Genomic DNA, 13012 nt, shown 5'->3' with positions numbered 1-13012 from the left:
TTCCATAGCTCAGTGCCAACTGAGCGAAGGTGGGCTTTTCATTCTTCCTCAATAATTCCCTTTTGGGTTAGCAACAGTGGGCTTCGGTGGACGCAGTCCACATCAATTGCCGAAAATATTTAGAATCAATGGATTAATTCCATAGCTCAGTGCCAACTGAGCGAAGGTGGGCTTTTCATTCTTCCTCAATAATTCCCATCTGGGTTAGCAACAGCGGGCTTCGGTGGACACGGTCCATCTCAATTACCCAAAATAACCAAAATCTATGCGTCAATTCCATAGCTCAGTGCCAACTGAGCGAAGGTGGGCTTTTCATTCTTCCTCAATAATTCCCATCTGGGTTAGCAACAGCGGGCTTCGGTGGACACGGTCCATCTCAATTACCCAAAATAACCAAAATCTATGCGTCATTTCCATAGCTCAGTGCCAACTGAGCGAAGGTGGGCTTTTCATTCTTCCTCAATAATTCCTATTTGGTTTAGCAACAGTGGGCTTCGGTGGACGCAGTCCACAATTTCCAATCTTGATCAATTATTCTTCAACCGCATGCTTTTTACATTCTAAGAATTTACATTCCAGCTCTATTTAAACCTAACGGGATGAGAACCTGGACAGTTTATATTTTAAGATGTAAAGACGACACCTATTATACCGGATGTACCAGCAATTTTGAAGCACGTTTGCAAAGACATCAAAACGGTCATATACACTATACCAAAACAAGACTTCCAGTGGAATTGGTGGTTAAGATTGATTTTACGAGCAGACATAAGGCATATTTCTTCGAAAAGTATTTAAAGTCAGGCTCCGGAAGAGCCTTCACCAACAAACACTTCCTTTAACCTCCTGACTCCACAAAAGCCAGTAGGCTTTTAGTAATCAAACTATTCCACCCTAAAATGCCAAAGCCGGCCCTTGGAGACACCCTGCCGGGCATCCTTGGCCACTACACGCCAATAGTATTGTGTTCCTGCTGCTACAGGTACTTCAAGCTTGTTACCATCCACATCCGTTGTATACAGTTCCGGTGGGTTGGCTGCACCAAAATAGATGTCATAAAGCAGTTCGTCACCATCAGCATCCGTCGCCTGCCAGGAGAGTTCTACCATACTTCCGGATACCGTGCTACCCAAGGCAGGTAATCCGATCTCAGGAATTGTAGGTAGGCTGTTGGTGCCGGCCTCAGGCTCCGTATAGAACGTTCGGGAAGGCGAATAACTGCTTTCGTTCCCGCTACCATCCTGAGCACTCACCCTCCAGTAATAAGTGGTTCCGGGTTCCAGAGTAAAGGTGGCTGTTGTGCTGCTTACCGTATCGCTGAAGTCAACGCTGCCGAAGCTGCTGTCTTCCGAGACATCGATCTGGTAACTGATCGTTCCCGAACCCTCATCTGTGGAGGCCTCCCATTGGAACTCCAGTTCGTAATGGGTACAGGCCAGATTTGCCGTGGGAAAGGTAAGGGCGGGCACTGTGGGAGCATCCACATCGGGTTCCTCCCCATTACCGGATCCGCCACAGCCAAACATCATCATGGCAGGGGCCATTAAGTATATTAGTGTCTTTTTCATTCTTTTATGATTTTGAGGGTTATGGGTTCTTTGCTGCCCTGGACTTTTACCAGGTACATTCCACTGGGTAATCCCGCCAGGGAGATTTGAACATTTCCACTGCTAGCGTCGTACTCCTCTTGGAAAACCACAGCGCCATTCATTTGGTGAACGGACAGGGTACAGCGACCCATATTTGAAGGAAGGGTAACCGTGAGTTCGGAACTCACCGGGTTCGGAAAGGCTGACACTTGACCTGGCAGTTCCACAGGTATGGACAATGTGCCCTCACAGGGAAGGCTGGAAGTTACCTCCACCTGATCGCCGTCTGCGACATCTACCGTAAAGTCGGGTGTGCTGTAGGTGGCTTGATGATACCCGTTGACCGATACCTTAAAGGGTGTGGTACCAGAGAGCATGGCCACGCTCATCCTGGCCTTGGCCGTTCCATTCCGGACCACAGATGTGGTTCCTTCAAGCGTAGTTCCTTCTGCTACTGTCGCTTCAAAGCACTGTTCACAGTCCGGGGCGCCTTCAAGGCCAATACAGAAGGTATAGGTCCCCGGGGCAAGTTCATCCACAAGAAGCTGGGAACGAAAGCTGTAGTCGGTGTCAGCAATGGAAATCGTATAATCCAATTCTGCGGTGGCCTGGATCTGAATGCTCCCGTTTTCCTTGCCGGAACAGGTCTCGTCAGATACCAGGATCTGGAAGTTGTTCGCGTCCAGTTCCGCAATCGCACAGGCCTCTTCCACGATGACCACTCTGGTTTTCTGATCAGCGGCATTGCCCGCGGCATCACTCACATCATAGGTCAGCTCGTAAGAACCCAATACGTTGGTGTCCACGGTATCTCCTCCTATCACGATGTCGCTACTGAGGTCTCCATCAATGTCGTCCGTGGCTGTAGCCCCTGGTTCCACATAAGTGTCCCCCAAAGCAATATAAATGGGATTATCCCCTAAAAGCGTGATTACCGGTGCCGTTTCGTCCACATCGGTCACCGTGATGGCAATGTCCTGAACATCGGTCAGCCCTGCTAAATCCGTTACCATGACCTGGATATTGTAAATGTTGTCCGTATTGGCGTCTTGAGGGTTTTCGAAATCAGGGACGGTATTAAAAGTGACCACACCTGTGGCTACTTCTATCCCAAACAGGTTGTCGTCCATGATTCCCATCAAGGTATAGCTGAGCCCCGAGCCTTCCGAATCCCTATCATCAGTGGCATTAACATCAATGGCCGCGGTCTGATTCTCCTCCACGGATGCCGTCGCCGGACTAGTAATCCTGGGAATAAGGTGGTTGCAATTTGCCGTCTCACCACCATCGGTGATATCCCAACTATAGGTGCCGGTCAGGATCCCCCTTTCATCTACAGCGCAATATTGGCTGTCGCCCGCATGGAAATTTATATCGGAGGGGATGTCATCGATTCCATCATCCACCACTCCACTGGTGTCCGTACTCCAACCGATCAGGGTGGCATCATAATTGGCAGCTGATAATCCTGTCGACACAAACATATTGCGCATTCCAAGAGAAAAACCTGAATCAACGATACTTCCAATGTCCCAATCGCCCAGCTCCTGATCGAAAGATACTGCACCGCGGAACATACTGCTCATGTTGCCCACATTACCCACATTCCAGTCGGAGAGGGCCTGGTTAAAGGAGGTTGCATTCAGGAACATCCCCGACATATTGGTCACACTGCCTACATTCCAACCGGAGAGGGCATGGTCGAAAGAGGTTGCTCCATTGAACATCCCCGACATATCGGTCACGCTGCCAACATTCCAGCCGGAGAGGGCCTGGTTGAAGGAGGTTGCTCCATTGAACATCCCCGACATATCGGTCACACTACCCACATTCCAGCCGGAGAGGGCCTGATTGAAGGAGGTTGCACTCAAGAACATTCCTGACATATTGGTCACGCTGCCCACATTCCAGTCGGAGAGGGCCTGATTGAAGGACGTTGCTCTGGCGAACATCCCCGACATAATGATCACACTGCCTACATTCCAACTGGAGAGGTCCTGGTTGAAGGACACTGCGCTATTGAACATCCCCGACATATTGGTCACACTGCCCACATTCCAGCTGGAGAGGTCCTGGTTGATGGAAAATGCTCCATTGAACATATTATTCATGTTAGTCACTGCCGACAGGTTTGGCGCATCCATTGCCGTGATCCTCAAGGCGGCGCACCCCATGAATGCGTCTTCCATGGATGTCCACAGGTTGTCTCCCCATTGCACCACCTCCGACAGCTTATCGGCATTCACAGTGTTTTTCCGGAAGTAGATGCGGGGAAAGGCTCCATCAATAGAGACCTCATAGGTGCCCGCACTGGCATAGGTATGAGTCGCATCGCCGGTAAGGCCAGTATCCTCGGTGCCATCTCCCCAGTCAACACTATAGTTGTATCCCGTTCCGGTCGTAGGGATGGTAATGCTATTGTTGCCCAGAGTTCGCCATTTGGTGATGAATGATCCACAATGGGGGTCAAGTCCACCATCGGTGATGATCCAGCCATAGTCGACACCGGTCAGGACCCCTCTCTCATCTACGGCACAATATTGGCTGTTGCCCGCATGGAAATTTATATTGGAGGGGATGTCATCGTCATTATCATTCAGGGAACCACTAGTGTCCGTGCTCCAACCCGTTAGCAATGCATCATAGTTATGCCTGGACAGCGTAGCACTGGTAAACATATTTAGAGCGTTGACCAAACTGCTGAGATCCCAGTTGCCCAGATCCTGATCGAAAGAAGTTGCATCACCGAACATAAAACTCATGTCTGCCACATTGCTCACATCCCAACTGGAGAGGTCGCTGTCGAAGGCAAATGCACTACTAAACATCCGACTCATGTCAGTCACATTGCCCACATTCCAGCTAGAGAGGTCCTGGTCAAAGGAAACTGTACCATTGAACATACCGCTCATGTTGGTCACACTGCTTACATTCCAACCAGAGAGGGGTTGATCGAAGGCATATGCGTTACTGAACATCTTACTCATGTCCGTTACTTTGGCCACATTCCAGCTGGAGAGGGGCTGGTTAAAGGCAAATCCATCACTGAACATATTACTCATGTCCCTCACATTGCCCACATTCCAGTTGGAGATATCCTGGTTGAAGGAATTTGCATTACTGAACATCCCACCCATATCCGTTACATTGCCCACATCCCAGTTGGAGAGTGGCTGGTTGAAGGACTGTGCGTTGCTGAACATATTATTCATGTCCGTCACATTGCCCACATTCCAGCTGGAGAGATCCTGGTTGATACCAGCCGAATCAAACATCTCCTTCAAACTACTAACGGCCGATAGGTCCGGTGCATCCGTTGCCGTGATGTTAAGGTTGCCGCATCCTCTGAATGCGCCTTCCATGGAGGTCCATGGGTTGTCTCCCCATTGCGCGACTTCCGAGAGTTTAGAGTTATACGCTCCGTTGTTGTCCTTTGCGAAGTAAATGCGGGGAAAGACCCCGGTTATGGAAACTGTATACGTATTAGCAGTGGCATAGGTATGGGTCGCATCACCGGTAAGACCCGTATCTTCAGAACCATCCCCCCAGTCTACGCTATAGTTGTATCCTGTTCCTATTGTTGGGATGGTGATGCTCTCATTGTCCATCGAGGTCTGCCATTTGGTGATGAACTCCGTGGTACCATTTTGCGCCTGTCCCTTCAGCGTGCCCAAATGGAAGGCCAATAGGGTGAAAAGGGGCCAAAGCCACGCCCGTACCGTCCTAGAGCAGTCCGAAAAGGCCCCTGGATCGGTCGGGTATTGGAATGGGTTGCGGTCAGCGTAGTTCTTTTCCATCATTCTTATTTTTTTATGTTGCTAATGGGTGTTGCTTGTTTTGAGGATCATGACCCATACAGGAAGGATGATCCACTGGTGCCGTACAGGGTCCCTTAGGGACTGGCCCCAAACGGGCCTTGTAAAAATGCCTGGATACATTAAAAACCGGATCAAGGGAAGGGGTTTCCCATGGTTTCGGGCCGTAGGGATGATCTGCTTGTTCCCTATCCGCCATAAGGGCGCACAATGTGCATGGGCAGGAAGGTATATGGATGATATGCACCTCTTATTCAGAGTGCTGAAACGAAGTAAACCGCTCCCATCCGCATGGGAGGTATTGGGGTAACTGCATTTGGTATCAACAATAAACACCTGGTCTTTGTTCAAAAAAAATTAACGGTCGAAATGAACTGCGTCCGTATCGGGTGCGGTGCCACGGCATGTCGCTCATATCCAAAAAGGCCCTTGGAGCATCCAAGGACCGGTGCACAATCAACTGATGGACTAAAAACGATATTTCATTACCAAACACTTATTCCACCCTAAAATGCCATAGCCGACCTTTGGAGACACCCTGCCGGGCATCCTTGGCCACTACACGCCAATAGTATTGTGTTCCTGCTGCTACAGCTACTTCCAGCTTGTTCGCCTCCACATCCGTTGTATACAGTTCCGGTGGGTTGCCTGCACCAAAATAGATGTCATAAAGCAGTTCGTCACCATCAGCATCCGTCGCCTGCCAGGAGAGTTCTACCATACTTCCGGATACCGTGCTACCCAATGCAGGTAATCCGATCTCAGGAATTGTAGGTAGGCTGTTGGTGCCGGCCTCAGGCTCCGTATAGAACGTTCGGGAAGGCGAATAACTGCTTTCGTTCCCGCTACCATCCTGAGCACTCACCCTCCAGTAATAAGTGGTTCCGGGTTCCAGAGTAAAGGTGGCTGTTGTGCTGCTTACCGTATCGCTGAAGTCAACGCTGCCGAAGCTGCTGTCTTCCGAGACATCGATCTGGTAACTGATCGTTCCCGAACCCTCATCTGTGGAGGCCTCCCATTGGAACTCCAGTTCGTAATGGGTACAGGCCAGATTTGCCGTGGGAAAGGTAAGGGCGGGCACTGTGGGAGCATCCACATCGGGTTCCTCCCCATTACCGGATCCGCCACAGCCAAACATCATCATGGCAGGGGCCATTAAGTATATTAGTGTCTTTTTCATTCTTTTATGATTTTGAGGGTTATGGGTTCTTTGCTGCCCTGGACTTTTACCAGGTACATTCCACTGGGTAATCCCGCCAGGGAGATTTGAACATTTCCACTGCTAGCGTCGTACTCCTCTTGGAAAACCACAGCGCCATTCATTTGGTGAACGGACAGGGTACAGCGACCCATATTTGAAGGAAGGGTAACCGTGAGTTCGGAACTCACCGGGTTCGGAAAGGCTGACACTTGACCTGGCAGTTCCACAGGTATGGACAATGTGCCCTCACAGGGAAGGCTGGAAGTTACCTCCACCTGATCGCCGTCTGCGACATCTACCGTAAAGTCGGGTGTGCTGTAGGTGGCTTGATGATACCCGTTGACCGATACCTTAAAGGGTGTGGTACCAGAGAGCATGGCCACGCTCATCCTGGCCTTGGCCGTTCCATTCCGGACCACAGATGTGGTTCCTTCAAGCGTAGTTCCTTCTGCTACTGTCGCTTCAAAGCACTGTTCACAGTCCGGGGCGCCTTCAAGGCCAATACAGAAGGTATAGGTCCCCGGGGCAAGTTCATCCACAAGAAGCTGGGAACGAAAGCTGTAGTCGGTGTCAGCAATGGAAATCGTATAATCCAATTCTGCGGTGGCCTGGATCTGAATGCTCCCGTTTTCCTTGCCGGAACAGGTCTCGTCAGATACCAGGATTTGGAAGTTGTTCGCGTCCAGTTCCGCAATCGCACAGGCCTCTTCCACGATGACCACTCTGGTTTTCTGATCAGCGGCATTGCCCGCGGCATCACTCACATCATAAGTCAGCTCGTAAGTACCCAAAACAGCGGTGTTCACGGTATCTCCTCCTATCACGATGTCGCTACTGAGGTCTCCATCAATGTCGTCCGTGGCTGTAGCCCCTGGTTCCACATAAGTGTCCCCCAAAGTAACATACATGGGATTATCCCCTAAAAGCGTGATTACCGGTGCTGTGGTGTCCGGTACTCGCACGACAACTTCCCTTACTACTTGAGTGGCGGCATTGCCCGCGCCGTCGCTCACATCGTAAGTCACCTCATAGGTGTCGGCAATGCTGGTGTCCACGGTATCTCCTCCAATCACGATGTCACTACTGAGATCTCCATCCCTGTCGTCCGTTGCCGTTGCACCTGCTTCCACATAAGTGTCCCCCACCGTCAGATATACGGGATTCTCGCCTAAAAGTTCGATTACCGGTGCCGAAATGTCCGGAGCGGCCTTTGTCCTAAAGTTCCAACTGCTGTTGTCCTGAATGCCGTCATATTCGTTGCCATAGATGTCCTGGATAACCTCTGGACCGATATGCAGGTAATAGTCCGTGTCATAAGCAAGGTCGCTGCCTGGGTCAATGGTCACAGTGTTACCGTCGAAGGATACCCGTTGTTGTTGAACTTCCACATCGATCTCTAATACGGGGGAATCATCATCATCTGCACGGTAAATTTTTATATACCCTCTCCCGGCATAGATGTTCTCATCAAAGGTAAGTGTTAAATTTTCAAGAGGATCAATATCTATTCCATCGTCTACAGGGAAAAAATTGGGTTCATTAACGTCGTAGTCATATACAAGTTCTAAGGTATTCGAGGCCAATGAGGAATTTCCGGCCAGGTCTGTAAATGCACCGGCCAGCAGCTGAATTTTTGCAATATCACCATGTACATAGGCTTGCAATCCTTCGAGGTAGATTTCGCCCTCGAAGTAATCACCGAACAAACATTTTTCTACATTGACGAACGACCCGTCCAGATCTGAGTTGAGGTTAGCCAGGGTTTCATTGGCAGTTACAAGAACGTAAGACTCTTCCGCATACTGTATTTTTCCAGCGGAGGCGTCCTCAGACAGATCAGGAAGGACCAGGGTGATTTCCGGTGGTGTGACATCGTAGGTGAGCGTAAAGGTCGCTGGCATGTTGCGTTTGCTTTGATCAGTGGCTGTGGCCACATGGGGGGGTATCCAAATCTGGGCCACTGTACCATCTATAGCTTCTCCGTTTACAGTGGGTGCCTCCATGTCCACTTCATATACGCTGCTGGAAATTTCAATGAAATTGTTTAGGGAAGTGGTCTCCGAATACTGGATATCACTTAGATCAAAACCAGTTACTCCGGTTGCAAATCTAATTTCCAAAGTAATCTCGTCCTGGCTATTGATATGAGACGGCCCTGTAATGCTGATGTTCAGTGAGGTATCGTACCCTACAGAGATACTATTGGCCAGGTTTTGGTAAACGCCCGCATCATCTATGGCCACATTTTCCGGCACACTTATGGTGATGTCTCCCCCTGTAGGCCTCACCCAACTTGTATAGGTAGTGGGGTCCTCCGACTGAAATTCGAGGAGTTCCGCATTGGTGACCTGGACGTCCGACTCTTCAAAGCCATTGACGTCTGTAGAAAAGGTTATTGTGATGGGAAAAGTACCCTGAACGTTGCCTCCTACAAACTCGAAAGGTTCGCTCACCATACCCGGTGTTATATAAACAAATGGCCGTGGACTTTCGGTTACAGTCACTGTCCACAACTGTTCCACATAACCTTTAGGCGAGATTACCTTATAGTCAACAGGGCTGGTAAAGTCGTTGGAAGTAATACCACTTTCCTGAACGGAGTTATTGACCGTAACAGAGGTCCCGTCCGAAACCGTAAAGGTTGCCACAAGATTAGCCAGGTCAGCACCATTGACCACGTCTAATTCCACGGTATGGTTTACCACATCTATGGTGGCAATTCCGAGCTGTTCCGCAAAGCTAAAAGCGGTAATATCTACAGGAGGGTCTATCACACGGACGGTACGAGTTACCTGAGCGGCATCGTTTCCGGCCGCATCGGCGACATCATATGTCACGGTGTATTCGCCTACAGTATTGTTGTCCACATTACTGCTGTCAGCGATGACATCAGCGCTGATATCCCCATCCACATTGTCTGCTGCACTGACTCCGGGGTCCACATAGGGCTCACCCAATTCCAGAGTTAGTGGATCATCTCCCAATAAGGTGATTACAGGCGGAATATTGTCTACCACATTCACAGTGGTGGTGCAGGTGGCGGTGTTGTTGTTGCCATTGGTCACGGTTAGGGTCACCGTAGAAGTGCTAACAGTCGTGAAGTCACTCTGGGACAGGCTTAGCGACATCCCACAGGCATCGCTACCATTGTCCACAAGATCTGACTTAAGGGTAGCCTTACCGTCAGTGTCCAATTGGAGTGTTACCGTCTGCTGGCATAAGGCCGTAAGCGGGGTATCTGACAGGATATCGCCGGTGATATTGAAGCTCAACTCAGCACGCTTCGTACCAGCGGTACAGTACACCAGTCCGGTAGCACCAATGCTGATAGTATTAGTGAAGCCCTGGCCGTGCCAACCGCTGAGGGTGTTATCCCAATTGTTTATCGAAAGTCCACTGCCGCTAAGCATGTTATTTCCGGCGTTCAAGCCCGTCAGGTCCCAATTACCCAGGTTTTGATCAAAGCTGCTGGCATCCATTAACAATACGTTCATATTGTCCACCTTGCTGGTGTTCCAGGAACCGATGTCCTGATTAAAGGCGCTTGCCTCCCAAAATGTACCAACCATATTTACTACATTACTGGTGTTCCACGAACGGATGTCCCCGTTAAAGGCACTTGCCCTCCTAAACGTACTAACCATATTTTTCACGTTACTGGTATCCCAGTTCCAGTTGGAGAAGCTCGCATCCCCCGTAAGCGATGTGCAATCAAAAAACATGGTATCCATATTTTCCACACTACTTAGGTCGGGAACGTCGGTTGCCTTAACCTCCAAATTGGCACAGCCCCAAAACGCACGGTCCATGGACCCCCATGCGATATTTCCCCATTGGTTAATTTCCTTGAGCTTCAACTTGTCTCCGGTATCGTTAAAGTAAATCCTGGGAAAGTTACCTGAGATTTTCACCGTATGAGTACCAACGCTACTGTAGGTATGGACAGCGTCTCCCGTATTCCCGTTGGTTGTGGTCCCGTCACCCCAGTCTACCGAATAATTGTAACCGGCACCCGTTGTTGGAATAGTGATGGTTTCGTTGGCTGTAGTTGTTTCCCAACTGGTAATGAACTCGTTTTGGGCATGCAGGCCTGTGATGATCCAAAAACAACCAAAAAAGGCAAGCAAGGCTCCCTTTAGACCCATAAAATGTTTTGTTCTCATGATATATCAAGGTATTTTGTGTGAGGTGATGGCACCGTGAGGGTTCATCTTCCCTTTCAAGCAATTATGACAGTTTTAGAAGTAAAAGTATCCCCTTCCCGTCAACCCTCGAATTACAATGTAACAAGCGCAGTCTATTCATGTAACAGTCGTGCCTATTTGGTAATAAGTGGTATTTTACGAAGAACTGTGTTTGAGAATAGGGATATCCTCCTTAATAAAAAAGAAGCTCTCCCTACTTCTCTTTCGACTATGGAATTTCATGGAATACCAGTATCTTCGAAACCAGCAACAATACTCCATGTCTAAAGGCAAATCCTGGTTACGGACTCTTATAGAAGTCATCGAAGTCTTTTTTGATAGCGCTCAACGCAGTAAAAGAGGTCGCAGCTGGCACCAACATGTAGTGCCTTATGAAGCCGGGTGGGCAGTACGCAGAGAAGGCAACAAACGTATCACCAGTAAGCATCGCAAACAGAGTACGGCCATACGCAAAGCCAAAACCCTGGCCAGAAAATACAAGGCCGATGTTATTATTCATAGAGCTGGTGGCGGTATCCGGGAGCGGATTTCCTATGATGACTAAAGAATTTCAGCTGTTTAAGGCTAAACGCAATGGACCGCACAGCCATTTAATCGGAGGTGGTACTGCTCCTCGCTCCTGCACCAGTATTCACCCTGGCCTTGCATGATTAAAAATAGCAATCCAAGTAAAACACTCACCACCAGACATTTCCTGTAATGTGATTCTACCTCAGCCCCAAGTGTAGACTCCCTCCCAAATTTTTGGTCTAAAGCCCGCTTTTCTCGATTTATGGCCTATGGAAGGTCAATAAACGATCAAGCCTACCTCAAATCGACAATTTTAGTCGACCAGCCCTTGGATAAGGACCTTTGAAGCAAAATAAAACCCATGAAAAACCTGCTTAAAGCCTTTAAGAACGAATTCCAGGGAGATAACTTACTGGCTGCTATCAGCTGCCTCATCCTTTCAATTACTATTTACTTTATTATGGGGGTGGTGGGGTATATGTGATCTATAGAAACATCAAATTCATCGTTTATTAATAATATTTAATGGGAAATGAATTCAATTAAGAAAAATCTACTGTGATGTTTTTCAGGATGTTTTTTCGATCTTAAGATTTCCGTGAACTTTTCGAAGAGCCAAAAAGGAATCCTTAATAGACCAGTAAATAAACTATTTAAAAATTGGGTTCGGGAGTTTATACCTCTGATTTGGTCTACTTATTCAATCCTATTTTAGTTTTCAATATGTCGAAATAATTCTACATTGATTGGTTTAACCAAAAAAACCAAGTAATGTATCTAAACCACTTTCTTTCGCATTGCAGAACAGAAAAAAAATTAAGTAAAAAAACAATTGAGGCCTACACGTCAGATCTCAAACAATTTAAGAAGTATATCAATGAAGAATTTGACATTCAGGATTTCAGATTAATTCGAAGAGAACATATTAAGAAGCATTTGGTTAACATCAATAAATACGCTCCCAGAACTGTCAAAAGAAAAATAGCCACTCTTAAGGTATTTTACAGCCACCTTCTCTACGAAGATTGTATTTCTGAAAATCCTTTTGATAAAATTCGTATTAATATACGGGTCCAAAAGTCACTTCCGTCGGTGCTGTCATTGATCGAGGTTACTGCCATACTGAAACAACTTCAATCTCAAAAATCAGAAGCTCCAAATAATTCAATGCGATATCGGCAAGTTATTAGAAATATTGCTATTGTGGAGTTGTTATTTGCTACTGGAATTCGCGTTTCAGAACTTTGTTTTCTAAAAAAATCAAACATCCATTCTGACTTTAGCACAATAAAAATCCTTGGTAAGGGAAATAAAGAACGTATCATCCCTATAACCAATTCAGAGACTATAAGTGCATTAAAGGATTATTATTGCTTATTTCGAGAAAAAATAGATCGAAACTCTTTCTTCTTTATCAATCGTCTGAATCATCGTATTTCCGAACAATCCGTTCGTCATCTTATCAAAAAAATATCTCAAGACTCCGGCATCAATCGGGGTATCACCCCTCACGTTTTCAGGCATACTTTCGCTACTCAGCTATTAGAGGCCAATATCAATATTAGATATATTCAAGAACTCTTGGGGCATAGCTCCATAAACATAACCCAGATCTATACGCATGTAAGTCATCAGAGAACCTCTGAGATCCTTAAACTAAAGCATCCTCGGAACCTTATATCCTATAATTAG

At 47.7% G+C, this 13012-nt stretch carries 9 protein-coding genes; 5 read left to right on the top strand and 4 right to left on the bottom strand.

Going from position 1 to position 13012, the window contains the following annotated elements; all coding sequences use genetic code 11:
* The first annotated feature begins 599 nt into the window (after positions 1-599).
* Positions 600-842, top strand: coding sequence for a GIY-YIG nuclease family protein (locus GTQ38_RS20205; protein ID WP_161437393.1), 243 nt, complete (start codon positions 600-602; stop codon positions 840-842).
* 42 nt (positions 843-884) lie between these two features.
* Here the strand turns inward: GTQ38_RS20205 and GTQ38_RS20200 are convergent, their stop codons facing one another.
* Positions 885-1568: a glycoside hydrolase family 78 protein gene (locus tag GTQ38_RS20200; protein ID WP_161437392.1), complete on the bottom strand. Its 684-nt coding sequence runs from the start codon at positions 1566-1568 to the stop codon at positions 885-887.
* On the bottom strand, positions 1565-5389 hold the full coding sequence (locus GTQ38_RS20195; protein WP_161437391.1) for a BspA family leucine-rich repeat surface protein: 3825 nt from the start codon (positions 5387-5389) through the stop codon (positions 1565-1567). The genes GTQ38_RS20200 and GTQ38_RS20195 overlap by 4 nt, the downstream gene beginning before the upstream one ends.
* A gap of 124 nt (positions 5390-5513) precedes the next feature.
* Here GTQ38_RS20195 and GTQ38_RS20190 point away from each other — a divergent pair, with 124 nt between their 5' ends.
* The gene (locus GTQ38_RS20190; protein ID WP_161437390.1) at positions 5514-5714 is read left to right on the top strand and encodes a hypothetical protein; all 201 of its coding nucleotides are present in this window, start codon (positions 5514-5516) and stop codon (positions 5712-5714) included.
* Between the two features lie 186 nt (positions 5715-5900).
* On the opposite strand, the gene GTQ38_RS20185 is transcribed toward GTQ38_RS20190, so the two are convergent.
* Both GTQ38_RS20185 and GTQ38_RS20180 read right to left on the bottom strand, forming a co-directional pair.
* Complete coding sequence (locus GTQ38_RS20185; RefSeq protein WP_161437389.1) at positions 5901-6584, bottom strand: glycoside hydrolase family 78 protein; 684 nt, start codon at positions 6582-6584, stop codon at positions 5901-5903.
* Positions 6581-10768, bottom strand: coding sequence for an immunoglobulin-like domain-containing protein (locus GTQ38_RS20180; protein ID WP_161437388.1), 4188 nt, complete (start codon positions 10766-10768; stop codon positions 6581-6583). The genes GTQ38_RS20185 and GTQ38_RS20180 overlap by 4 nt, the downstream gene beginning before the upstream one ends.
* Before the next feature lie 301 nt (positions 10769-11069).
* Here GTQ38_RS20180 and GTQ38_RS20175 point away from each other — a divergent pair, with 301 nt between their 5' ends.
* The 3 genes from GTQ38_RS20175 (at position 11070) to GTQ38_RS20170 (ending at position 13012) form a co-directional block, all read left to right on the top strand.
* Entirely contained in the window at positions 11070-11354 is a 285-nt protein-coding gene (locus tag GTQ38_RS20175) for a DUF2188 domain-containing protein (RefSeq protein ID WP_161437402.1), read from the top strand.
* A gap of 327 nt (positions 11355-11681) precedes the next feature.
* A complete protein-coding gene (locus tag GTQ38_RS21135; RefSeq protein WP_262886146.1) occupies positions 11682-11804 on the top strand; it encodes a hypothetical protein in 123 nt (40 codons plus the stop codon).
* Between the two features lie 287 nt (positions 11805-12091).
* Positions 12092-13012 carry a tyrosine-type recombinase/integrase gene (locus GTQ38_RS20170; protein ID WP_161437387.1) on the top strand — a complete coding sequence of 307 codons (921 nt, stop codon included), beginning with the start codon at positions 12092-12094 and terminating at the stop codon, positions 13010-13012.

It is taken from the genome of Poritiphilus flavus, from assembly GCF_009901585.1.
GTDB lineage: Bacteria > Bacteroidota > Bacteroidia > Flavobacteriales > Flavobacteriaceae > Poritiphilus > Poritiphilus flavus.
The sequence above is the reverse complement of the archived record's forward strand: the minus strand, read 5'-3'. Positions and strand labels throughout refer to the sequence as shown.